Raw genomic sequence first — 23,104 nt, 5'->3', positions numbered from 1 at the left:
ATCTCGGTACCCAAAAGGCGACCTCCGTGGACTGGTGATTTTTTATGGCCTCCAGAAGATCGTCCCTGTTTGATACGTTCAATTCCCCATAGATATGCCGGATATGTGTTTTCAAAGTGGCCTCCGATATGGATAGCTGCCGGGCGATCCAAACATTACTCTTGCCGGAGGAGAGCAGCGACAAGACTTCTTCCTGCCGTTTGGTAAGGCCTTTCGGTGCATCCTCCATCATTTTTTTTCGGATCGGGGTCAGGCTTGCTCCAGAATCCGGCTCCGATCTCGCGGATACGCTCCGCACCCTTTCCGTAAGGCTGTGCCGCTTCATAGAGCAGCTCCCCTAAGGCCGGGGCAAATACGGCGGCGATCAGCCAGAGACCGTCCGGTGCGATTGCTCCCAGCGCCCGCCGCAGAGCTGTTTTTACATTCCCTATATCTTTTAACTGCAAATAGCATCCTGCACGGAAGAAATCATAGTGTGCGTTGCTGAGCACATCATCTACCCCATAGATTTTTTGCGCAATATCGGCGCTGTTAAGGGCGGCGACAGGATTTTTGTTGTAGTTGAAATACTCTGTCTGTACGATCAATGCACTGGGCAGCACACTATGACTATGTTTGTCCCCCACGATCCGATAGCCCCACGGTGCCGATACCGAGTTGAACTCTCCCTTCTTGATCCAGTCCGGGACAGTCTGTAAAAGTCCGAGGGAGAGGTTCAATTCTGCAAAATATATTTGTGCCAATTCCCTGCAGGCACGGCTCGTGTTTTCTGAAACGGCGCGGCTTATGTGGCTGTACGCAAACTGCCACAAGCCGGTGTCCAGTCCATGTATGGCAATACGCGCCAATGTTTCAGCAGCGCATAAGGCAGTCATTTCCTGCCCATACATGATTGCAACTTCAAAAGCTTCCCTTGCCAGTTCCCGGGCACTGTCTAATTCTCCACGGAAATAAGCAAGCTGAGCCCGGTAGCAAATATCCGTTCCCAGACCGCCGCCCGTAAGTGAGTAAAACAGCTTCACAGCTTCGGTAAGCTTATCCGCGTTTTCATCCATGTGTCCGGGCTTAGGATTACAGATCGCAAGAGGGTTGTAATACTCTAAGAAAATTTCCGCCTTTTGGGGCAGGACACGGGAATATCCCTCTATACAGTTCCTGGCTTCCCGGTAAGAGGAAAGCAGTTTGTCAAGGTCAGTCAGGCTTGACAGTGCAAGGATGAGCAGCCATTCACCGTAAAGGCTCCGGCAGTCTGTATCTAAGTCTATGGCAGCCTTTGCCTGCTCCAGTTGTTCATAGTAGCCTGCCATATCCCCACACTGGAAACAGACGTAGGCTGTTCTAAGTAAGGGCAGGATTGTTTCTTCTTTCATGAGGATTCACCTTCCCTGTATATTAAAATATTCATAATTATTATACGTATAAAGTGGTGGTGTTTCAATAATAAAGCCATAAATTTTCTATCATTGAATCGTAGGATTTTTGCTTTATAGTATTTCAAAACCTTTTGTTGATTCCTTCATTTTCAGTTGATTAAAAAGAGATAATCGGCTATAATTATTCCGTACTGGTACCAAGACAAAATGAATATATATATCACAGACCATAAGCGCACTATTACAGAGGAAAAAGGAGATGAAGAATGTGAACATCCGGAGGAAGCGCAGCAATAAAGAAAAGAATGGTTTCTGGAGCAGATGGATCTCCGTCATACTCTGTTTGACGCTGCTTATGGGTACCTTAACTGGATGCGAAGAAGAAAAACCGGAAGAAAAAACGGTAGTGACTATCATGTACTCCAACAGTTTCGATCATCTGAAGAAACTGATAGAGGGCACGTATCCGGACATCAGTCTGGAGTATGAGCATCTTTCTTATCCAAGCGAACAGCTGCGGCGGGTAGAAAAGGGCGCCGGACCGGATATAGTCGTTCTTCCCCAGCCGTCCAGTGAGATTGCAGAAAAATACTTGCTGGACATCGGCGATATGCAGGCCAGCACCGCCTATGATGGAACCGTGATGCGGCAGCTGCAGGTGGATGGCACCACCTATTTCCTTCCCCTGCCCGGTCAGTACAGCGGTTATATCGTGAACGAAACACTGTTTCAGAAGGCTGGCATTTCAATCCCTGAAAGCAGGCAGGAACTGTTGGATGCGTTAGTTGAGATGAAGAAGCAGGGGATTGGCGTGGGTGAGGATGGGATCAATTTTACTATTTCCAGTGATTTCAATTCATGGCTTGGCATGTACTATGTGGGATATATGGTGCCAGACTTTCTGGGTACGGTAAAGGGGGATGCCTGGCTTGCAGGTCTGCGAAAAAAAGAGGAGACCTTTGCCGGAGTCTGGGATTCGATGCTTGATTTCACAGATCAGCTGATTGACGCCGGAGTGATGGATGCCGCATCTATGGGAAAGCAGCGTAATCTGATCCTTTATCGGAGCCGTATGTCAGACGGATCACTTGCGGCCGTGTTCGGAGATTCTGCCCTGTATCAGCAGTGCGTTGCAAAAAACCGGGCAAATGTACAGGCCGGAACAGCCCCGGAGTACTCCTACCGGATGCTTCCGCTGCTGAGCGATGAGGGAAATACACCATGGCTGCTTCTGGCACCCTCCGCCTATATCGCAGTCAACGCAGCGGCGGATGAAAAGAAGCAGGAAGCGGCTAAGAAAATCCTTGACCTGCTCTCTACACCGGAAGGGCAGGAGGCAGTCATGGAGGATCTGAAAATGGGGGTTTCTTACCTTCGTGATTATCAGTCAAAGGAAGCGTTTGTTCCGAAAGGGCTGGAAGAATATGCGCAGGCAGGCTATGTGTATCATGTGCAGTTCCCGGACCGTACCATCGAGTACTTGGGCAGCCAGGTGCGGCAGGTACTTGCAGGCAAGATCACCCTTCAGGAGGCACTGGAAACTGTGGACCGGTATCATTATGAAGGTTCAGAAGCCGTGGATTATGATCTGTCTGTGGTCGGAACCCTGGAGCACGATATGCTGTTCCAAAATTATAATGTACGCCTGGGGGAGACAGAAATCGGGAATCTCCTGGCAGACAGCGTGGCCGAAGCATCAGACGCTCCCATTGCAGTCGTCAATGGCGGCGGTATCCGGGGAAGCTTATATCAGGGAGAGGTGTACGGAGAGGACCTGTTGGCAGTGTGCCCCTATGACAACACGATCACGGTACTGGAAATGAGCGGTCAGGTCTTGTGGGATATGTTGGAAAACGGACTGTCCAAGATCACAAGGGATGACATTCCCGGCGGACGCTTCCTGCAGGTATCCGGGATCTGTTATACCTATGACAGCAGCAAACCGGTTGGACAGCGGCTGGCTGAAGTAAAACTTGTGGATGGCACAGCACTGGATACAGAGGGAACCTATCAAGTGGCGGTGAATAACTATATGGCGGGCAGCCAGGGATATGCAGAGGGTAATGGCGACGGGTATGAGATGCTCAACTGTTATGATGAACAGACGCCTAAGGGGGAGGTGACCCTGATACGGGATATGGATCTGACCTATAGGGATGCGCTGGCGCTTTATTTTGCGAATCGCCAGGGCGTTCCAGTGCATAAAGAATTAGAAGGGCGGATTGTGGATCTGTCCGGTCAGGGGCAGTGACAAAGAAGGAGGGCTTTCCATGGGTGACAAAAAAGAAATGCGGAATACAGCGCTTCTTCTCATACTTATGAGTATTGTTTTGGTACTGGGATTCGGTGGTGTTTCAGTAAAAAAGGTATACGATCAGGAATCCGCCCGGACAGTCTCCCGGATCAGCCAGGTTTACCTGCAGGAGATGACCGCACAGATCAACAGCCATTTTTCAACCAATATGAACAGCCAGTTCGCGCAGCTTCAGACGCTTGCGGAGTATTTATCGGAACTGGAGCTGAACAGCGAAGAGGATATCAACCAGTTTTTGCATAAGGTGGAAATGGAAAACGGGTTTACCCAGATGGCAATGATCAACAGCGAGGGAAAGGCCTATTCGGACACCGGTGCATTTTCTGCCATTTCTAAAATAACAGACTTGCATATCCTTCTTTCAGGAGAAGGCAGGCTGATTTCCTTTAACGAAAGCATCTGGGATACGGATATGCTTCTTCTGGGGCTGCCCATTGAGGCAAAGTCTTTTGGCAGTGAGGAGCTGGTGGCGATTGTTGTCGGTATTGATACGGCTTTCATTGACCAGAAGCTGGCTCTTGGCAAGGATGGAACAGACTCCTATTCCAGCATTATCTCCAAAAACGGCAGCTTTGTCATTGCCAGCACTTACTCAGAGGCAGTCAGATATGGCGCCAATTACTTTTCCACGCTGAACAGGCAGGCAGAGTTCGACGATGGATACAGCCTAAAGATGATGGAAAAGGACATTGCGCAGGGAGAAGATGGGATGGTATCCCTCAGAATAGGGGATCGGCATGAATATGTTTATTATGCACCGATTTTAGATACGGAATGGTATCTGTGCACCAGTATGTCCTATGATACCGTCAACTCACAGGTGGCCAGCCTGAGCCAATTTATATTGACTGTGGCTGCGGCAGTTTTGGTATTCGTACTTTTGATTATTTTTACATTTTATGTTTTGCACAGGCAAAATGAAAAAAAAGGCAGGCAGCTGCTTTTACAGGAAAAAGAGCGTGCTGAGGTTGCCAATCGTGCCAAAAGCGATTTCCTCTCACAGATGTCCCATGAGATCCGGACGCCGCTCAATGGTATCCTGGGCATGATCGCTCTGGGAAGGCAGCATGCAGACGATTTAGACCGGATGCGCAACTGCATTAATAAGATCGACCTGTCCGCCCAGCATCTGCTGGCGCTGGTCAACGATGTATTGGATATGTCAAAGATCGAGAGCGGGAAGATCGAACTGAATGAGGAACGGTTTAATTTTGGCCGGCTGTTAAAGTCTCTGGTGACGGTTTTTTATAACCAGTCGAAACAAAAAGATATCATCTTTAATTTATATATTGTAGGCAGGCTGGAGGAAGAGTTGGTGGGGGATTCCTTGAGGCTCAATCAGATCCTCACCAACCTGCTCTCCAACGCCATGAAATTCACCCCCAAAGGCGGCAGCGTTACCTTGAAGGTGCAGACACTGAAACGTGAGAACCATAAACAGTGGCTCCGGTTTTCATTCCAGGATTCCGGCTGCGGAATATCTAAGGAGAGCATCGAACGCATTTTTCAGCCTTTTGTGCAGGAGAATGCCGGAACCACTAGAAAATATGGAGGCACTGGTCTCGGTCTGCCCATTACCAAGCGTTTTGTGGAAATGATGGGCGGCTCGATGACTGTGGAGAGCCAGCCGGGCTCAGGCAGCTGTTTCCGGGTAGAGCTTCCTTTTGAATATATAGAGGAAAGGCCGGAAAGTACGGGATCAGGAAGCGGACAGGATGTTCTTGTGGTTAATCATAAGCGCAGTATCCAGGCATGTCTCACTGAACTTCTGGAACAGGAGGGCTTTACTGTAAGGAGTGCAGATTCTGATGACGAAGCTATCACGATGATAGAGGATGCATGTAAGAAAGGTCACCCATATGCGCTCTGTATGATCCGCTGGGATTTCTCGCCGGATATGGTCCGGCTTGTGGAGGGGATCCGCCACGCCGCATCTGGCAGTACACCTAAGATTGTATTCAGCGGTTATGACCAGGATGAACTGGATGAGACGGTCCGCAAAACAAACGCAGACGGAACGCTTATCTGTCCCCCGTTTCGTACAGATGTAATCGAGCTTCTGCAGGAATTGGAATCAGACGCAGCGGCAAAAAAGGCAGAAGATCAGGCATTTAGCTTCGATGGGATACAGATCCTGATTGCAGAAGACAATGAAATCAACATGGAGATCGCGGTGGGGCTGCTTGAGATTACTGGGGCACAGACGCATACTGCGTACAATGGACGCGAGGCCGTGGAGAGGTTTCAGGCATCCCCTGAAGGATTTTTCGATTTGATCCTGATGGATATCCAGATGCCGGAATTGGATGGGTTTGGCGCCACTGAGGCGATCCGAGCCCTGCCACGGGAAGATGCAAAGACTATCCGGATATTTGCCATGACTGCTAATGCGCTGGCAGAGGACAAAAAGAAATGTTTGGAGAGCGGTATGGATGCACACATTGGTAAGCCGTTTTCCATAGGTGACATCATTCGGGAATATATCCGGACACAAAGAAAATTTAAATCATAACTTCATAATCACCTTTTGTCCGGCCCAAAACCTGCTGTCAAGAGTTGCACTATTTTACGTAACTGTTATAATAAAACAGAAAGGAAGGTGCCGCAACCGTTGACTTAAGGTGCGGGTTGGGTGAGCGAATGAAAACGGATATTGTGTTGTATGAAAGGATCTATCAGCTCATCAGGAGTCAGATTGAGTGCGGTCTGCTGCCAGAGGGTTCAAAACTGCCGTCCCGGGCAGATCTTTGTGAGGAATTCCATGTATCGGCCAAAACAGTGCGCAGTGCAGTGGAGCGTCTGGCAGAAGAAGGGCTGATAGAAACCTCACAAAGGAAACTGGCTGTTGTCAGAGGTTCTGTGCAAGCAGAAGAGAAGCATGATAATGCGTATCTTCTGGTAGATAAAGCATTGGCAGTGGATCTTTTTCACACGGGCCGGCTGATCTGTTTTCCGGTGATCGAGCAGGGGATTAGGCTTTGTACAGGGGAGGAATGGAAGATCCCGCTGGCAATTGCAGAAAAAATGGACCCTGCAGACAGCCTGTCATTTTGGCGGTGTTCACGTAAACTTTGGCGATTTTTTATCGCACGCAATGGCAATGATCTGATCCTCCGGGTAGTGGACAGCCTGGGTTTTTCAAAGATAGACCCGCTGCCGGGTACATTAGAGTTAAGGAAATCCTATCTGGCAGACATTAAAAAGCTGATCCAATATATAAGCTGCGGCGGCAGGCCGGAAAAATTTCGTTTTGAAGACATGTCCTTTCTTTATGGACTTTCAGATGAAGGGACTTTGGGAACAAACCTCTATCGGGTAGCCCCGGACTCACCCCTGCGTACAGACCTTATGGGACTGGAACAGCAGATCCGCAGCGCGGAGGAACGTTATTCCCGTGTTTACATGGATATTCTTGGCCTGATCGACATTGGCCGTTATCAGCCGGGGGACCGCCTGCCGTCCCATCTTGAATTGCAGAAGGCGTACAAAGTAAGCGCAGATACCACGAATAAAGCCATTCGCGTGCTGCAGGACTGGGGCGTGGTCACGGCAAGGCGCGGAAGCGGCATTTACGTGGCAATGGATCTGGAAGCACTGAAAAAGGCGCCTATTCCGGAGAAAATGATCGCCTGCCACCTGCGGCGGTTTCTGGACAGTATAGAGCTGCTTTCCCTGACCGTCCGGGAGGTTGCACTACACGCAGCCGTCTCAGCCACGCCTGATGAAGCAAAGAACCTCAAGGCGGCACTCCGGCGCCATTGGAATGAGGAATACATGTATCAGAGAGCGCCTGTAGCGCTTTTGGAGTTCATCACGCAGCATATCCAATATAAAGCGTTGCGGGAGATCTATCAGGTTATCCTTGAAAACTACCGGATAAGCCGCTGCATTCCAAAACTGGTCACACCTTTGAAAACAGATAAAAATGCGGAGATACATCAGCGTGTAATGGAAACAGCGGAGCATTTGCTTGTGGAAGATAAGGAGGCATTCTCTGAAAAAACTTCGGAGCTGTACCGGGATATCCAGCAGATGATCATAGGAGAATGTAAGAAACTGGGATATTGGCAGATCGCCGAACAAGTCTATGACGGCGGGGCTCTGTGGCAGGAGAGAAATATTTTAAAACCTGCCTGCAAAAAGGAAGCATTGACGAAACTGAAGCCCAACGGCTTTTATGGACGAACTAAAAAAACTGAATATAACAACCGTTAAGCCGCAGCTTCAAAAATGGAGAGTGCGGCTTTTTTCATGCCCGAACATAGAGGAGTGAAGTCAATGGCCGAATTAGATTAAGGCAAAGATGGAGAATCATTCCCATGCACACAGGCAATGTGTGTATTAACACAGGCATTGTTTACCAGTATCAGGATTTTTCTGACAGACGATGGGCAAATATGGGGATAAGGCACAGAAAAAGAATAAATGTTCGATTCTGTGCCTATACTTTTATAAATAGGTATGTTATAATTTCTAGTGACCTTCATTCGTAAAATGAAAAAAGTACGTCTATTGGACCGGCAAATAAAAGGCCAGATTATGAATTTCGGGCCTATAGGCGTTCTTTTTTCACAGGTCACTAGAAAGGAATTATAGCATATGGAGTTCAAATTACACTCAGAATACCAGCCAACCGGCGACCAGCCGCAGGCTATAGAAGCTCTGGTAAACGGGTTTATGGAAGGCAATCAATTCCAGACTCTATTAGGGGTTACAGGGTCTGGAAAGACTTTTACCATGGCAAATGTAATCCAGCAATTACAGAAGCCAACGCTGATCATCGCCCACAATAAAACCCTCGCTGCCCAGCTCTACGGCGAGTTTAAAGAGTTCTTCCCGGAGAATGCAGTGGAGTACTTTGTATCCTACTACGACTACTACCAACCCGAAGCCTACGTCCCCTCAACCGACACCTACATCGAAAAGGATTCCGCCATCAACGATGAGATCGACAAGCTCCGCCACTCCGCTACCTCGGCGCTCGCAGAGCGCAGCGATGTGATCATAGTGGCGTCGGTATCCTGCATATACGGACTGGGCAGCCCGATCGACTATAAGAACATGGTGATCTCGCTTCGGCCGGGCATGATCAAGGACCGGGACGAGGTGATCCATAAGCTGATCGATATCCAGTATACCCGTAACGAGATGGATTTTCGGCGCGGCACCTTCCGCGTGCATGGGGATGTCCTGGAGATCTTTCCGGCAGATTCCGGGGAAAATGCTTTCCGTGTGGAATTCTTCGGCGATGAGGTGGACCGGATTACGGAGATCGATACGCTGACAGGCGAGATCAAGAGCCAGATGCAGCATATCGCGATCTTTCCTGCGTCCCACTACGTGGTACCCAAAGAGGAACTGGACAGGGCCGCCAGGCAGATTGAAGAGGAGCTGGAGGAGCGGATCGCTTACTTTAAGAGCGAGGACAAGCTGCTGGAGGCGCAGAGGATTGCGGAGCGCACCAGATTCGATGTGGAGATGATGCGAGAAACCGGATTCTGTTCCGGCATTGAGAACTACTCCAGGCATCTCACCGGCCTGAAGCCCGGACAGCCGCCCCATACGCTGATCGACTATTTTCCGGATGAGTTTCTGATGATTATAGACGAATCCCATATAACCGTGCCCCAGATCCGGGGAATGTATGCCGGCGACCGGTCCAGAAAGACCACGCTGGTGGATTACGGTTTCCGGCTGCCCTCCGCGCTGGACAACCGGCCCTTGAATTTTGGCGAGTTTGAGAGCAAGATCGATCAGCTGATGTTCGTATCCGCTACGCCGAATGTCTATGAGAAGGAGCATGAGATGCTGCGCGTGGAGCAGATCATCCGTCCCACAGGACTCCTGGATCCCGAGATTACCGTGAAGCCCGTGGAAGGGCAGATCGACGACCTGGTATCCGAGGTGAACAAAGAGGTTGCCAGGAAGAATAAAGTGCTGGTTACAACACTCACCAAACGCATGGCGGAGGATCTGACCGATTATATGAGGGAGGTCGGCATCCGTGTGAAGTATCTGCACTCGGATATCGATACGCTGGAGCGCTCCGAGATCATCCGCGATATGCGTATGGATGTATTCGATGTCCTGGTGGGCATCAACCTGCTGCGTGAGGGGCTCGACATTCCGGAGATCAGCCTGGTGGCCATACTGGATGCGGATAAGGAAGGCTTCCTCCGTTCGGAGACTTCGCTGATCCAGACGGTAGGCCGTGCGGCCCGTAATTCGGAAGGACATGTCATCATGTATGCAGACAAGATCACGGATTCCATGCGGATGGCGATAGAGGAGACGAACCGCCGCCGCAGAATCCAGCAGGAGTACAACAAAGAACATGGCATCACCCCCGTATCCATTAAAAAAGCCGTCCGTGATCTGATCAGCATCTCCAAGGCGGTGGATACCAGGAAATCCATGAAGCTGGATAAAGATCCGGAATCCATGGATGCGAAGGAACTGAACAAGCTGATCACAGAACTCAAGAAGAGGATGCACCAGGCCGCGGCGGAACTGAATTTCGAAGAGGCGGCCCATCTGCGCGACCAGATGATGGAACTGAAAAAAATACTGTTAAATGAGGAATAGGAAATGGCGAGGAAACAATACATTAAAATCAGAGGCGCAAACGAAAATAATCTGCACAACCTGTCTGTGGATATCCCCAGGGACCAGCTGGTGGTGCTGACAGGTCTTAGCGGTTCAGGAAAGTCTTCACTGGCATTTGATACGATCTATGCGGAGGGGCAGAGGAGGTATATGGAATCCCTCTCTTCCTATGCACGGCAGTTTCTGGGGCAGATGGAAAAGCCCAATGTGGAGAGCATAGAAGGCCTGCCCCCCGCGATCTCCATCGATCAGAAATCCACCAACCGCAACCCGCGGTCTACGGTGGGAACCGTGACGGAGATTTACGATTATCTGAGACTGCTCTATGCGCGCATCGGTATTCCCCACTGCCCCAAATGCGGCAGAGAAATCAAAAAGCAGACCGTGGATCAGATGGTGGATGCGCTGATGGAGCTGCCGGAGCAGACCAGGATACAGCTCCTGGCGCCGGTGGTGCGCGGCCGCAAGGGACGCCATGAGAAAGTGCTGGATCACGCCAAGAGAAGCGGCTATGTGCGCGTCCGCGTGGACGGCAGTATGTATGAGCTTAGCGAAGAGATCCAGCTGGATAAAAATATCAAACATAACATCGAGGTGGTGGTGGACCGCCTGGTGATTAAGCCCGGCATACAGAAGCGCCTGACAGACTCCATAGAGAATGTAATGCAGCTGTCGGAAGGTCTGATGACGGTGGACGTGATCGGCGGAGAGCCCATGAATTTCAGCCAGAGCTTCTCCTGTCCGGACTGCGGTATCAGCATCGATGAGGTGGAGCCCAGAAGCTTTTCCTTCAACAATCCTTTTGGCGCCTGTCCGGAGTGTCTGGGCCTGGGATATAAGATGGAATTTGATCCGGACCTGATGATTCCGGACCAGTCCTTAAGCATCGCACAGGGGGCTATCGCGGTTATGGGATGGCAGTCCTGCACCGATAAGGGAAGCTTTACCAGGGCCATACTGGATGCGCTGGCAAAGGAATATAAATTCGACCTGAATACGCCATTCAAGGATTATCCGGAGCGGATCAAGCATGTCCTGATCCATGGAACCGACGGCAAAGAGGTAAAGGTGCACTACCGCGGCATGCGCGGAGAGGGTGTCTATGATGTGGCTTTCGAAGGTCTGGTCAAAAATGTGGAGCGCCGTTACCGTGAAACCTCATCCGAATCTTCCAAGGCGGAATACGAAACCTTTATGCGAATCAGCCCCTGCCCGGTCTGCCACGGTCAGAGGCTAAAGCCCACCTCGCTGGCCGTCACCGTGGGAGGAATCAACATTTACCAGATGACCTCCATGTCCATCGTGTCATTGAAGGAATTTATGGAGCATATGGAGCTGACACCCATGCAGCACGCCATCGGAGACCAAATACTCAAGGAGATCCGGGCTAGGATCGGATTCCTGGTGGATGTGGGGCTGGAGTATCTGACACTTTCAAGAGCCACCGGCTCGCTGTCCGGCGGTGAAGCGCAGAGAATCCGTCTCGCCACTCAGATCGGTTCCGGCCTGGTAGGCGTGGCCTATATACTGGACGAGCCCAGCATCGGGCTGCACCAGCGCGATAACGACAAACTGCTCAAAACATTGCTGCATCTGCGCGACCTGGGCAACAGCGTGATCGTTGTGGAACACGATGAAGACACGATGCTGGCCGCCGACTGGGTGGTGGATATCGGTCCAGGCGCCGGAGAACACGGCGGTGAAGTGATCGCACAGGGAACTGCGCAGCAGATCATGAAAAACAGGAAATCCATCACCGGCGCATACCTAAGTGGCCGGATGAAGATACCGGTTCCGAGGGAAAGAAAAGCGCCCACCGGCTTTCTTACGGTAAAAGGGGCCAGGGAAAATAACCTGAAAAATATCGATGTCAACTTCCCGCTGGGAGTGATGACCTGCGTGACCGGCGTGTCCGGTTCGGGCAAGAGCTCTCTGGTCAATGAGATCCTCTATAAGTCACTTGCCAGGAAATTAAACCGCGCGAGGATTATACCCGGAAAGCACGATGAGATCCTGGGAGTGGAACAGCTCGATAAGGTCATCGCCATCGATCAGTCCCCCATAGGGCGCACCCCCCGGTCCAACCCGGCCACCTATACCGGCGTGTTCGATCTGATCCGCGACCTTTTCGCGTCCACCGCAGATGCCAAGGCCAAGGGCTACAGCAAGGGCAGATTCAGCTTTAATGTGAAGGGCGGCCGCTGTGAAGCCTGCGGCGGCGACGGTATCCTGAAGATTGAGATGCATTTCCTTCCCGATGTATATGTGCCCTGTGAGGTCTGCGGAGGCAAGCGCTATAACCGGGAAACGCTGGACGTGAAATATAAAGGAAAGAGCATCTATGATGTGCTGAACATGACGGTGGAAGAGGCGCTGGATTTCTTTGAAAATGTTCCCTCCATACGCCGCAAGATAGAGACGCTCAACGATGTGGGGCTGTCCTATATCCGGCTGGGACAGCCGTCCACAACGCTGTCCGGCGGCGAGGCGCAGAGGATAAAGCTGGCCACAGAGCTCAGCCGCAGAAGCACCGGCAAGACCATTTATATCCTGGACGAGCCCACCACAGGCCTGCATTTCGCGGATGTGCACAAGCTCATCGAGATACTGAAGCGTTTAAGCGAAGGCGGCAACACCGTGGTGGTGATAGAACATAACCTGGATGTGATCAAGACTGCCGATTATATCATCGATATCGGACCGGAAGGCGGAGACCGCGGCGGCACCGTGATCGCGCAGGGAACGCCGGAGGAAGTGGCGGCAAATCCCATTTCCTATACCGGCCAGTATGTTGCCAAATATCTCCGGCAATAAGCTGTATGAGGACCATACTCTGCCCCTGCATGCGCTGCTTTAACTGCAGCCGTGAATAGTGACTGCAGAACATCCGGCGTCAAACATCTTATCTAACAGCGGTTGCACTGGGGCGTCAATTGTAGTAAGCTTAGAAGTAGCTGTCCGGGAAACACGGAGAAAAGCCCTTCGCAGCAGGCAAATCGGGCGCCTTGCCGCCCGTAAACTGAAACGGTATGGAAGGGCCGGACACAGAACTAAAACAGGGCGCCATGCGCTGGCTTAACCGGCATGGCGAAAGAAAGGTGGAGGTTAGAATGAAGATTGTATTACTGGAATCATTGGGGGTGCCTGAAGAAGTGCTTAAGGAGTGTGCGGCGCCGCTGGCAGCGGCCGGTCACAGCTTTACGGCTTATCCGAAGGATACGGATCCGGCGGTGCAGATAGAGCGGGCGAAGGATGCGGATGTGATCATGATTGCCAATATGCCGCTGTCCGGTCAGGTGATAGAGGCCTGCACGAATCTGAAATTTATCGATGTAGCATTTACCGGAGTGGATCATGTGGATCTTAATGCCGCCCGCGCAAAGGGAGTGAAAGTGAGCAATGCCGCAGGTTATTCCACACAGGCGGTGGCGGAGCTGACGGTCTGCATGATGCTTTCGCTGCTTCGCAATGTCCCCCAGGTGGAGGCGCGCTGCCGTGCAGGCCAGACAAAGGACGGCTTAGTGGGCTGCGAACTTGGCGGAAAGACCGTCGGCATCGTGGGCGCAGGAGCTATCGGCATGCGTGTGGCAGAGCTGTGCCGGGCGTTCGGCTGCAAAGTGCTGGCCTATAAACGCCATGTGACCGGCAATGAACCGGAAGGGGTGGAGTACGTTTCTCTGGATGAACTCCTGCAGCGTTCCGATATTGTATCGCTTCACTGCCCTCTGAATGACGAATCCCGGGGCCTGATCAACGCCGAATCCATAGCTAAGATGAAGAAAGGCGCATATCTGATCAATGCGGCCCGCGGCCCTGTGGTGGATTCCCAGGCTCTGGCGGATGCGCTGAACGAAGGACGTCTGGCCGGCGCCGGCATCGATGTCTTTGAGGCAGAGCCCCCGTTAGAGACAAGCCATCCGCTGTTAAACAGTAAAAATACGATTGTAACCCCTCATGTAGCGTTCGCTTCCGCTGAGTCCATGGAAGCAAGGGCAAAGATTGTGTTTGACAATATCACCGCGTGGATGGACGGCAATCAGAAAAATGTGATCCTGTAAGTCATATAGTAACCCATAGGCCGGATCAGACCGGCAGTAAGAAGCAGCCGCATCGGTGTACCCCGGACGAGAAATCCGCCATGCCGATGCGGCTTTTGCTGTCCCGTAACCTGTGCACGTTTTGCCATAAAACTGCCTTCTTTTGCACTGTAATCAGCAATTTATTCCCTATATAATAATGTAGAAAAAGCAGCCGCGCACATGCAGGGCTGTTTATATTGCAAAAATGGCGGCTGTGAACAGTAAGTGTAACCTTCTAATACCATAACTTGTTACTATTCACAGTTGGCGGTAAAGCAGCACATGGCGGGGCAGAGTATGGTCCTCATTGGGATCCCTTGAAGCCCGCCGGTTCTTTCGCTGCGTAGTTTGCAGCGTTAGAACCGCTGCGCGCTTCACGGAGCGAGAGCGTGTCCCAATGAGGACCATACTCTGCCCCGCCATGTGCGGGAAGTTTACGACAGCTGTGATCAGTAACCATAACTTTATTTTACACCGCCATCTTCCTTGACAACTGCTTTGACATAAACATATAATGTAATATAGCGCCCAATAGGGCCATGTCCGGCCCAGCCGGATGACTAAATAGAACGGATCCATTCCGAAAAGGTGAACATATGCAGATTTTAATAAAGGGTATAAAAACCAATTACATTGAGGCCGGAGAAGGGGACAGCATCCTGCTGCTGCACGGCTGGGGTTCCAATATCGGCCTGTTTCAGCAGCTGATCGGGCATTTGAGCAGGGCCCACAGAGTCTTCGCGCTGGATATGCCCGGCTTCGGTGAAACAGAAGAGCCGAAAGAGCCGTGGTGTGTGGATGACTATGTGGATTTCGTGCGGGAATTTCTGGCAGTTATGGGGATAAAGAAGACCAGCCTGTTGGGGCATTCCTTCGGAGGCCGCGTGATCATTAAGATGGTGACCGGCGGGAAAAGCCCAGCGGAATTTACGAAGCTGGTGCTGGTGGATTCGGCGGGCATACTGCCGAAGAAAAGCATGAAACAGAAATTCAAAACCAGGCTCTATAAAATAGGAAGAAAGATTTTAAGCATCGGGGTTGTGAAAAAACTCTATCCCGACGCGTTGGAGAATTACCGCCGCAGCCACGGATCCGCCGACTACAACAGCGCGACGCCTGTGATGCGCCAGACACTTGTAAAGGTGGTCAATGAGGATCTGGAGCCTCTGTTATCCTCCATTAAGCAGCCCGTCCTGTTAATCTGGGGCGATATGGACACTGCGACGCCTCTGTCCGATGCCAGGATTATGGAGAATAGGATAAAAGACAGCGGCCTGGTGGTGGTAAAAGGCGCCGGACATTACTCCTATCTGGAGCAGCCGGATTTTGTTTGCAGAGTGCTGGATTCTTATTTTTCAGCCTGATACGGATATGCAGGCAATTAAAAGCGGCGGGATACCGGCGCGGAAACGGGGATGACGATGACAATCATAGCTGCAATACTGTATATAGTGACATTTCTGGCAGGGTTTTCGATGCTGTTTCTGCATAGTCTGCATATGTTTCAGCAAAACTCTTACAAACCCAATGTACAGAGAAAATGGCTGAAGGAGCACGCGGGGGATATGACCGGGCGGTCTTTGGCCTTCCTTTTGTCCATACCGCTGCTCTTATTTGGCGGCTTGCCGGGCCTATTTGCCGCCTGTGCGCTCAATCTCCTAACAGCTTGGGGGAACCGGCCGAGAGAAGCCAGAATCCCACTGAAACTGACAAAACGTGTGGTCCGCATGATGGTGACTGCCGGTGTTGTGACCGGCGCCTTTCTTGCCGCGGTCTTTCTGCTGCAGAATCTGCTGACTCATGATAACCTGCTGCTGTCCGTTGCGGTTCCGCTTTTTGGAGTGCTTGCGCCCGAGATTGTGCTGCTTTCCAACTTCATGAACCGGCCGGTGGAAAAGGCGGTCAGCCGGCACTTTTACCGTGAGGCAGAGAAAAAACTGGAGTCCATGCCAGAGCTTAAAGTGGTCGGAATCACCGGCAGCTACGGGAAAACCAGTGTGAAGCATTACCTATACAAGCTTTTATCTGCGAAGTACAATGTGCTGATGACTCCGGGCAATTATAATACCACGCTGGGCGTGGTGATCACCGTACGGGAGCATTTGAAGGCAACCCATGAGATCTTTCTCTGCGAGATGGGCGCCAGGAATGTGGGGGATATAAAGGAGATCTGCGATCTGGTACATCCGGATTACGGTGTGATCACCTCCATCGGACCGCAGCATCTGGAGAGCTTTCAAACAATAGAAAATGTGGTTAAGACAAAATTCGAACTGGCGGATGCCCTCCCTGAAGACGGCATTGCATTCCTTAATTATGACAACGAATATATCCGCCGGCGGGAGACCGGCAAAACGTCTGTGACCTATGGCGCAGAGTATCCCGGCTGCGATTACCGCGCCTATGACATAAGCGTATCCTCCAAAGGCACCTCCTTTAAGATGAAGGACGGTTCGGGGAAGGCGTGGGAATTTAGCACCAAACTGCTTGGCGCCCACAATGTGACGAACATAGCGGGGGCGATCGCTGTGGCCAACCGGCTGGGCGTTTCGATGGAAGCCCTGACCATGCAGGTGCGGCGGCTGGAAGGAGTCGAACACCGTCTGCAGCTGATTAAAAGTCCCCGTGGCCTGATCATTGATGACGCATACAATTCCAATCCCAGCGGAGCCAAGGCGGCGCTGGATGTTCTGAAACAATTCGACGGAATCCGGATTCTGCTGACGCCGGGCATGGTGGAGCTGGGGGAGAAGCAGTACGAATATAATAAGATTTTCGGCACACAGGCTGCGGGCGCTGCGGACTTTATCATACTGGTAGGTGAAAAGCAGGCAAAGCCCATAAAGGACGGCGCGCTGGAAGCCGGATTCGATCCGGATAAACTGTTTGTGGTAAATGGGCTGAAGGAAGGACTTAGCCGCGCGGATGGCATACATGCTGGCAGCGCATCCAAGGTAATACTTCTGGAAAACGATCTGCCGGATAATTATCTGTGAGGCTAAAACGCATTGCGTGCATAAAGATCAGCGGTCATTGATATAAAAATGGAGGAGTCAATAATGAAGATCAAAGTTGGTGTGTTTTTCGGCGGACAGAGTGTGGAGCACGAGGTGTCCATCATATCGGGCATCCAGGCCTACTACGCATTTGATACGGAGAAGTATGAGCCGATACCGATCTATATCAGCAAGAAGAATGAGATGTATGTGGGGAGCGAGGTCGGCAAGATCGAGTCCTACCGCAACATAGACGAACTGCTGAAAAACAGTCAGCGCGTCATCCTTGTAAATGAGGGGAATCAGGTGAAGCTGATCCGCTATCCCTTTAAGAAATTCGGCAGCAACGAACTGGGAACGATCGATGTGGCATTTCCGGTGGTCCACGGAACCAATGTGGAGGACGGCACGCTGCAGGGGTATCTGCGCACACTCTGTATCCCCTACGCGGGCTGCGATGTGACGGCATCCGCCCTGGGCATGGATAAATATGCGATGAAGACGGTGCTGAAGGACAACGGCATACCGGTGCTAGACTGCCGCCTGGCGGATATCAAACGCTACCATGGCGCTCCTTTAAAGGTGATAGAAGAGATCGAAGCCGGATTTTCCTATCCTGTGATTGTAAAACCTGTAAACCTGGGTTCCAGCGTGGGCATTAAGATCGCGTGGGACAGGGAAGGGCTGGAGGCAGCCCTTGATTATGCGTTTGAGTTCGCAGAAAAGGTACTGGTGGAACGCGCCATCACCAGCCTCAAAGAGGTCAACTGTTCCGTGCTGGGCGATTATGAGGAGGCCGAGGCATCAGAGTGCGAAGAGCCGGTGAACAGCGATGAGATACTAAGCTATGAAGATAAGTATATGTCCGGCGGCAAAGGCGGAAAGACCGCAGGAGCCAAGAGCGGAGGCAGCAAGGGCGGCATGTCCGGCCTGAAACGGAAGCTTCCGGCCGAGATCGCTCCGGAAACCAGAGAGAAGATCCGCAGTCTGGCTGTGAGGACCTTCCAGGCATTAAATTGCAGCGGTGTGTCCCGCATTGACTTTATGATCGATATGGAGAGCGGGGAGATCTTCGTCAATGAGATCAATACCATTCCGGGTTCACTCTCCTTCTACCTGTGGGAAGCCACAGGCATGCCTTATGCCGAGCTGCTGGACCGCATGGTGAAGCTGGCGCTCAAGAGGGAGCGTGAACGGGGAGAGATCACATATTCCTTTGATACGAACCTGCTGGCCGGTGTGACCTTAGGACAGGGCGCCAAGGGTTCCAAAGCATAACATAAGGAAGAATAGCATACAAATAGCAGACAGGGATTTGCGGGAGACGTTTCCACAAACCCTGTTTTTATTGTTGCTGAAGCGGCCCGCCGCAGGCGGAGAATCCCGCGAGCAGTATTCTTTTTCAATTATATTTTTTTGTAAAAGCACTTTGTTTTTGTCCCGCGCATAGAGTATTAGTAAACGTGTGACGGGGTACGGATGCTTGAAAACATTTCAGAAACCATTGACGCCGCAGGAAGAGAGTCTTTATCTGACCCGTTTAAAAGAGGGCGATCTGGCGGCCAGAAATGCCCTGATTGAACGCAATATGAGACTGGTTGCACATGTAGCGAAAAAATACAATCTGGCGGACCGTGATCTGGAGGATATGATCTCCATCGGAACGATCGGGCTGATCAAGGCTGTCAACACCTTTAATCCCGGAAAAGGCAGCAGACTTGCCACCTATGCGGCAAAGTGCATTGATAACGAGATTCTGATGATGTTCCGTGCGGAAAAGAAATATGGAAGGGAAATTTCACTGTTTGAACCCATCGGGACAGATAAGGAAGGGAACGAGATCAATCTGCTGGATGTGATTGAGACGGATGAAAGAGATATCACGGAAAGAGTATCCCTGCAGCAGGACGTACAGAGGCTTTACGACATATTTGAGCACTGCCTGAAAGATAAGGAGAAGCTGGTGATCCGCATGCGCTATGGCCTGTACGGGCAAAAGGAATATACACAGAGGGAGATCGCAGCTTATCTGGGCATCAGCCGCAGTTATGTATCACGGATTGAGAAGAAGGCGCTGGAGAAGCTTAAGAAAGAGTTTGAGAGGAGAGGGTGAAGGGCCCAGCCGGAAAAAATAAAAGAGATGAATTAGTAGCACCGGTATGCCTGGATATGGCAGACCGGTGCTGAGTATTTGCTGGCTGAATTAAATCATGTCATTTCCATCGTCAGCTTTGCTGTGGTCTTCGTTTCTGCATACGGTATTCATTTGGAGACAATCCAGTATTTTTCCGAAAAGTGGAGGAAAAATACTGGGAAGTATGAAATCCTGTTTTTTGTGAAATGAACTGTACCGTGTCCTCTGTCTGTGCCAGCAGTGACTTGGCATACTCAATGCGGCAGGAGGTGATGTACTCGGATAGATTGTATCCTGTATAGCGTTTGAATAACCGCGAAATATGAGATTCGTTATAATTTACATAATCCGCAATAACAGTCAGATTCAGGTCTTCAGACAAATGGCTTTGAATATAATTCTGTATGGAAGCAATCAGCTGCCGGGTCTTATTGCTGTTATTTTCATTGGCGATCCTAAATAGAATCTCTCCTAACTGGCGCAGGTACAAAAACGCGTGCTCCCAATCCGGGAAATCATTAATGAAATAAAGCGGATACATGGCTATTTCCATAGCAATCCTAGGCACTAACTTGTAATGCTCTATATATTCCAGATAAATCAGCACTATGGAAAAATAGATTTTAATTGTCCCCACATGGTGCATGTTTTTGATAACGGTACAGTATTGACGGCAATGCTGCAGTTCTGTTAAAAATAAATCCCGTTTCCCCTGATACAGCGCCTGCTTCATGGAAAACAGCCTGCCGGACAAGGCGGCAGACGGCAGTCTTGTGACAGGGGAAGTATCAATATTTATATTTTCTGTCATCGCGGTATCCGGACCGGCAACCGTATTTGAAAACGGAAACCGGGGAGAAGGGTTCGTATTTCTTTCGATTACTCTGGCAGCCGAGGAGTGAATGGACAACAGGGAGCTTTCCTCATAATAGGCATCATACAGGAGTTGATAGGAGCGTGAGACTTCATCCCAAGCCACTTTCTCCCGATATAGGCACAGAGAAAGCGCCTGGTGCTTTATTTCGGTGCAGATATCCAGAAAGGAATCCATCGTATCCTTCAGGCAGTTAAAATAAGAAACCTCCTTCTCCGGATAGTCGCGTTCCTGAAAAATCCATAATAAAACACCCTTCTCTGTTTCCACAAAGGAAAAAAGAAACAGATTTCCCAATAAATGTTCCATTCTCTCCAGATAGAAAGAAGAATCGCAAATGGAGGAAGGCGAACGCCGGATATGCATCAGCATCAGATATACTTCCTTCTCAAAAGAAAAATGAATTTCCAGAGAAGAATTTTTGACAAAACATTCCATATCTTTGGTGAGATCCCCATGAACCACTTCCCGAAGAAACTGCTGCTCCTGCAAAAGAAGAAGCAGTTTTTCCTTTTTCTGAATATCGCTTAGATAGCTTTTCTCCTCTCTTTTCTGTAAGATAGCATGGCAGCAGGAAACTGCCACATCCAGGATTTTTGCATCTGATTCTGCCTTCAACAGATAGATGGCGCCGGGATATCGATTGGCTTCATAAATATAGTCAAATACCTCATAGGCTGTCAGAAAAATAAGCTGGCAATCCGGCCACTGATTGTGAAGCTTGTCCGCAATCTGCAGACCGCTTACCCTGGGCATATTGATATCCAGAAAGGCAATATCAATATGGGAGGACGCAACGATCTGCAACGCTTCAGGACCGGATGTGGTCGTTATTGTGTTGATTTCACAAAAATCAATATGTTGCAGCAGGTTCGTGATATAGCTGATTACATGGTATTCATCGTCAACTAACAATATTTTTATCATGAGTTTCCCGCTCCTTTCCAGGGGATTGCTGTATTGGCAAAAAGAGTTGGATACACAGGCCGCCTAAGGGGCTGCGGATTGCTGTAAGATGGCTGGAACCGTCGGAATATATACTCAGTCTTCTTTGAATATTCAAGATACCTGTCATTTCCCGTAAAGGGTCGCCGGTAGATGCAGACTGGAGGTTAGCTTGGATCTTCTCCAGCTGAGCATCGGAAAGGTCGTCTCCGTTATCTTCTATAGAAATAATCAGTTCAGAATCATGATTGGAAACCGCTACTTTTAACAAACCGTCATCTACTTTATTGCGAAGCCCATAATTGAAAGCATTTTCTAAAATGGGCTGGATAATTAATTTCGGCACCAGAATGCTGGAATATTCAGCGGGAAGGTCATCGGTCTCCACGCGGATTCGTCCTTCAAAACGCAGTTTCTGGATTTCACAATACAGGATTGCGTGACGGTACTCTTGATTTAAGGGCATATAGTCCTGGCTGTTGCGTGTAATATATTGGAAATATAGTCCCAAAGTATCTGACATATGGTAGGCTTCCGCATATAGCTCATCCTGTATCATGCGGCGCAGCAGGAACAGGGAATTGTAGAGAAAATGTGGGTTAATCTGTGCCTGAAGCTGTTTTAATTCCGCTTTATTTAAAAGCAATTGCTGCTGATAATCCTTTTCAATCAACGTGCCAAGCTGCTTTGCCATATGGTTGAATTCGTTGTACAGATAGGTGAAATCTGAATTATTTTTACTGAAAATACGTACATTATAGTTCCTGTTGTTAATATTTTGAAAGGCATGGATCAACGTTTGTATCGGTTTCTGGATAATGGTATAACTGCCCCACAGGAAAATACAGCAGATAATCAGTACAAACAGACTGAAACAGAGATCCAGATACTGATAAAGTTTCGTGTCTGCATATAGCTGGTCGCCGGAAAAGAAAAAATGTATCAAAGCTTTGCCGTAGGGGAGGGAGGAGGAAAAACGATAATATTGCGTCCCTTCTATTGTAAGCCTGTCTGCACAATCGGTATCCGTAAACAACGCCAGCTGTTCTTTGGTAAGATTTGTAAGCTGATAGGATTGGTCAAATGCATCAAGATAATAATAAAATTTGTATTCGGTAAAGGCATTCTCCAATAGTGATGAGATGGACGCTGCGGATAAGTCAATTCGAATCAAAAAGTTTGAACCGGAGGAAGGCAGGATAATTTCGGACAGTTTCTGATTATAGTAAATCAAAAAATCAGCAGATTTGCGTGCATCTGCTAACGTCTGATATTCCTCCTCGGTAAATTCGAAAAAACTGCCTCTGCCATCTCCGCTGCTGTTATATGCTTGTTTTCTGTCCTGGTAATATATTATAAAGTTATTGATGTATGGATTGGCATTTTTAATGCTGGTCTGCTGTTCCTGTATCTGACAGATATCTTTCGCTTCCTCATATGTGGTCTGGAGATAGTTAGCGGTAGCCACTCTTCTCAGATTTGATTGCCCGGTCATTTCGGCAGCTGTGTGGTATATTTGCTCCAGGGCACTTGTTAATGTCTGCGCTGTCAAATTAACTTTTTCCTGAAGTGAGACAATTTTTCGGTTGTGGATAGCCGCATTATTTTGTTGAAGCAAAAACATGCTGGAAAGGAAAAAAGGAACAATGACTGAAAAGAATAACAGAATCAATTTTTTCAGAGTGATATTGTTTTTCATAAAAATATGCTTTCTCTCGGTTTGGATAAACTTTATAGTTATGTGCTTCTTATGTAGCTTTGTTTTTATTATAGTACAAAAAAA

Annotated in this window: 14 protein-coding genes and 1 pseudogene; 10 read left to right on the top strand and 5 right to left on the bottom strand. The window is 49.7% G+C overall.

Annotated elements, in window-relative coordinates; translation table 11 throughout:
* Nucleotides 1–115 precede the first annotated feature (115 nt).
* A pseudogene (locus DWZ56_RS23725) lies at nucleotides 116–184 on the bottom strand (hypothetical protein); the annotation flags it as partial.
* Nucleotides 156–1,370 carry a hypothetical protein gene (locus DWZ56_RS22850; protein WP_199679537.1) on the bottom strand — a complete coding sequence of 405 codons (1,215 nt, stop codon included), beginning with the start codon at nucleotides 1,368–1,370 and terminating at the stop codon, nucleotides 156–158. The gene DWZ56_RS22850 and the pseudogene DWZ56_RS23725, both read right to left, overlap by 29 nt.
* A 262-nt stretch (nucleotides 1,371–1,632) precedes the next feature.
* Between DWZ56_RS22850 and DWZ56_RS02350 the strand changes: the two genes are divergently transcribed.
* From DWZ56_RS02350 to DWZ56_RS02325, 6 genes are all read left to right on the top strand, one after another.
* On the top strand, nucleotides 1,633–3,624 hold the full coding sequence (locus DWZ56_RS02350; RefSeq protein WP_118554753.1) for an extracellular solute-binding protein: 1,992 nt from the start codon (nucleotides 1,633–1,635) through the stop codon (nucleotides 3,622–3,624).
* Between the two features lie 19 nt (nucleotides 3,625–3,643).
* On the top strand, nucleotides 3,644–6,199 hold the full coding sequence (locus DWZ56_RS02345) for a hybrid sensor histidine kinase/response regulator (protein WP_118554752.1): 2,556 nt from the start codon (nucleotides 3,644–3,646) through the stop codon (nucleotides 6,197–6,199).
* Nucleotides 6,200–6,327: 128 nt separating this feature from the next.
* Nucleotides 6,328–7,902, top strand: a complete 1,575-nt coding sequence (locus DWZ56_RS02340) for a GntR family transcriptional regulator (protein WP_118554751.1) — start codon at nucleotides 6,328–6,330, stop codon at nucleotides 7,900–7,902.
* Between the two features lie 384 nt (nucleotides 7,903–8,286).
* Nucleotides 8,287–10,272, top strand: coding sequence for an excinuclease ABC subunit UvrB (gene uvrB, locus DWZ56_RS02335; protein WP_118554750.1), 1,986 nt, complete (start codon nucleotides 8,287–8,289; stop codon nucleotides 10,270–10,272).
* A 3-nt stretch (nucleotides 10,273–10,275) separates the two neighbouring features.
* Nucleotides 10,276–13,107, top strand: a complete 2,832-nt coding sequence (uvrA, locus tag DWZ56_RS02330; protein WP_118554749.1) for an excinuclease ABC subunit UvrA — start codon at nucleotides 10,276–10,278, stop codon at nucleotides 13,105–13,107.
* A 296-nt stretch (nucleotides 13,108–13,403) separates the two neighbouring features.
* A complete protein-coding gene (locus DWZ56_RS02325) occupies nucleotides 13,404–14,351 on the top strand; it encodes a 2-hydroxyacid dehydrogenase (RefSeq protein ID WP_118554748.1) in 948 nt (315 codons plus the stop codon).
* Here the strand turns inward: DWZ56_RS02325 and DWZ56_RS22650 are convergent.
* Nucleotides 14,330–14,479: a hypothetical protein gene (locus DWZ56_RS22650; protein WP_158584409.1), complete on the bottom strand. Its 150-nt coding sequence runs from the start codon at nucleotides 14,477–14,479 to the stop codon at nucleotides 14,330–14,332. The genes DWZ56_RS02325 and DWZ56_RS22650 overlap by 22 nt on opposite strands.
* A gap of 489 nt (nucleotides 14,480–14,968) precedes the next feature.
* Between DWZ56_RS22650 and DWZ56_RS02320 the strand changes: the two genes are divergently transcribed.
* From DWZ56_RS02320 to sigK, 4 genes are all read left to right on the top strand, one after another.
* The gene (locus tag DWZ56_RS02320) at nucleotides 14,969–15,736 is read left to right on the top strand and encodes an alpha/beta fold hydrolase (RefSeq protein ID WP_118554747.1); all 768 of its coding nucleotides are present in this window, start codon (nucleotides 14,969–14,971) and stop codon (nucleotides 15,734–15,736) included.
* A 51-nt stretch (nucleotides 15,737–15,787) separates the two neighbouring features.
* On the top strand, nucleotides 15,788–17,368 hold the full coding sequence (locus tag DWZ56_RS02315; protein WP_243095022.1) for a UDP-N-acetylmuramoyl-tripeptide--D-alanyl-D-alanine ligase: 1,581 nt from the start codon (nucleotides 15,788–15,790) through the stop codon (nucleotides 17,366–17,368).
* A 63-nt stretch (nucleotides 17,369–17,431) separates the two neighbouring features.
* Nucleotides 17,432–18,646: a D-alanine--D-alanine ligase family protein gene (locus DWZ56_RS02310; protein ID WP_118554746.1), complete on the top strand. Its 1,215-nt coding sequence runs from the start codon at nucleotides 17,432–17,434 to the stop codon at nucleotides 18,644–18,646.
* A gap of 205 nt (nucleotides 18,647–18,851) precedes the next feature.
* On the top strand, nucleotides 18,852–19,481 hold the full coding sequence (gene sigK / locus DWZ56_RS02305; protein WP_118554745.1) for an RNA polymerase sporulation sigma factor SigK: 630 nt from the start codon (nucleotides 18,852–18,854) through the stop codon (nucleotides 19,479–19,481).
* A 112-nt stretch (nucleotides 19,482–19,593) separates the two neighbouring features.
* Here sigK and DWZ56_RS02300 read toward each other — a convergent pair whose 3' ends face one another.
* Entirely contained in the window at nucleotides 19,594–21,303 is a 1,710-nt protein-coding gene (locus tag DWZ56_RS02300) for a helix-turn-helix domain-containing protein (protein ID WP_118554744.1), read from the bottom strand.
* Nucleotides 21,281–23,020 carry a sensor histidine kinase gene (locus tag DWZ56_RS02295; RefSeq protein WP_158584408.1) on the bottom strand — a complete coding sequence of 580 codons (1,740 nt, stop codon included), beginning with the start codon at nucleotides 23,018–23,020 and terminating at the stop codon, nucleotides 21,281–21,283. Before DWZ56_RS02295 ends, DWZ56_RS02300 begins: the two co-directional genes overlap by 23 nt.
* Nucleotides 23,021–23,104: the final 84 nt, after the last annotated feature.

Origin of the sequence: Lachnotalea sp. AF33-28 (genome assembly GCF_003477885.1) — a bacterium.
GTDB lineage: Bacteria > Bacillota > Clostridia > Lachnospirales > Lachnospiraceae > AF33-28.
This window is presented reverse-complemented; position numbering and strand designations above follow the sequence as displayed.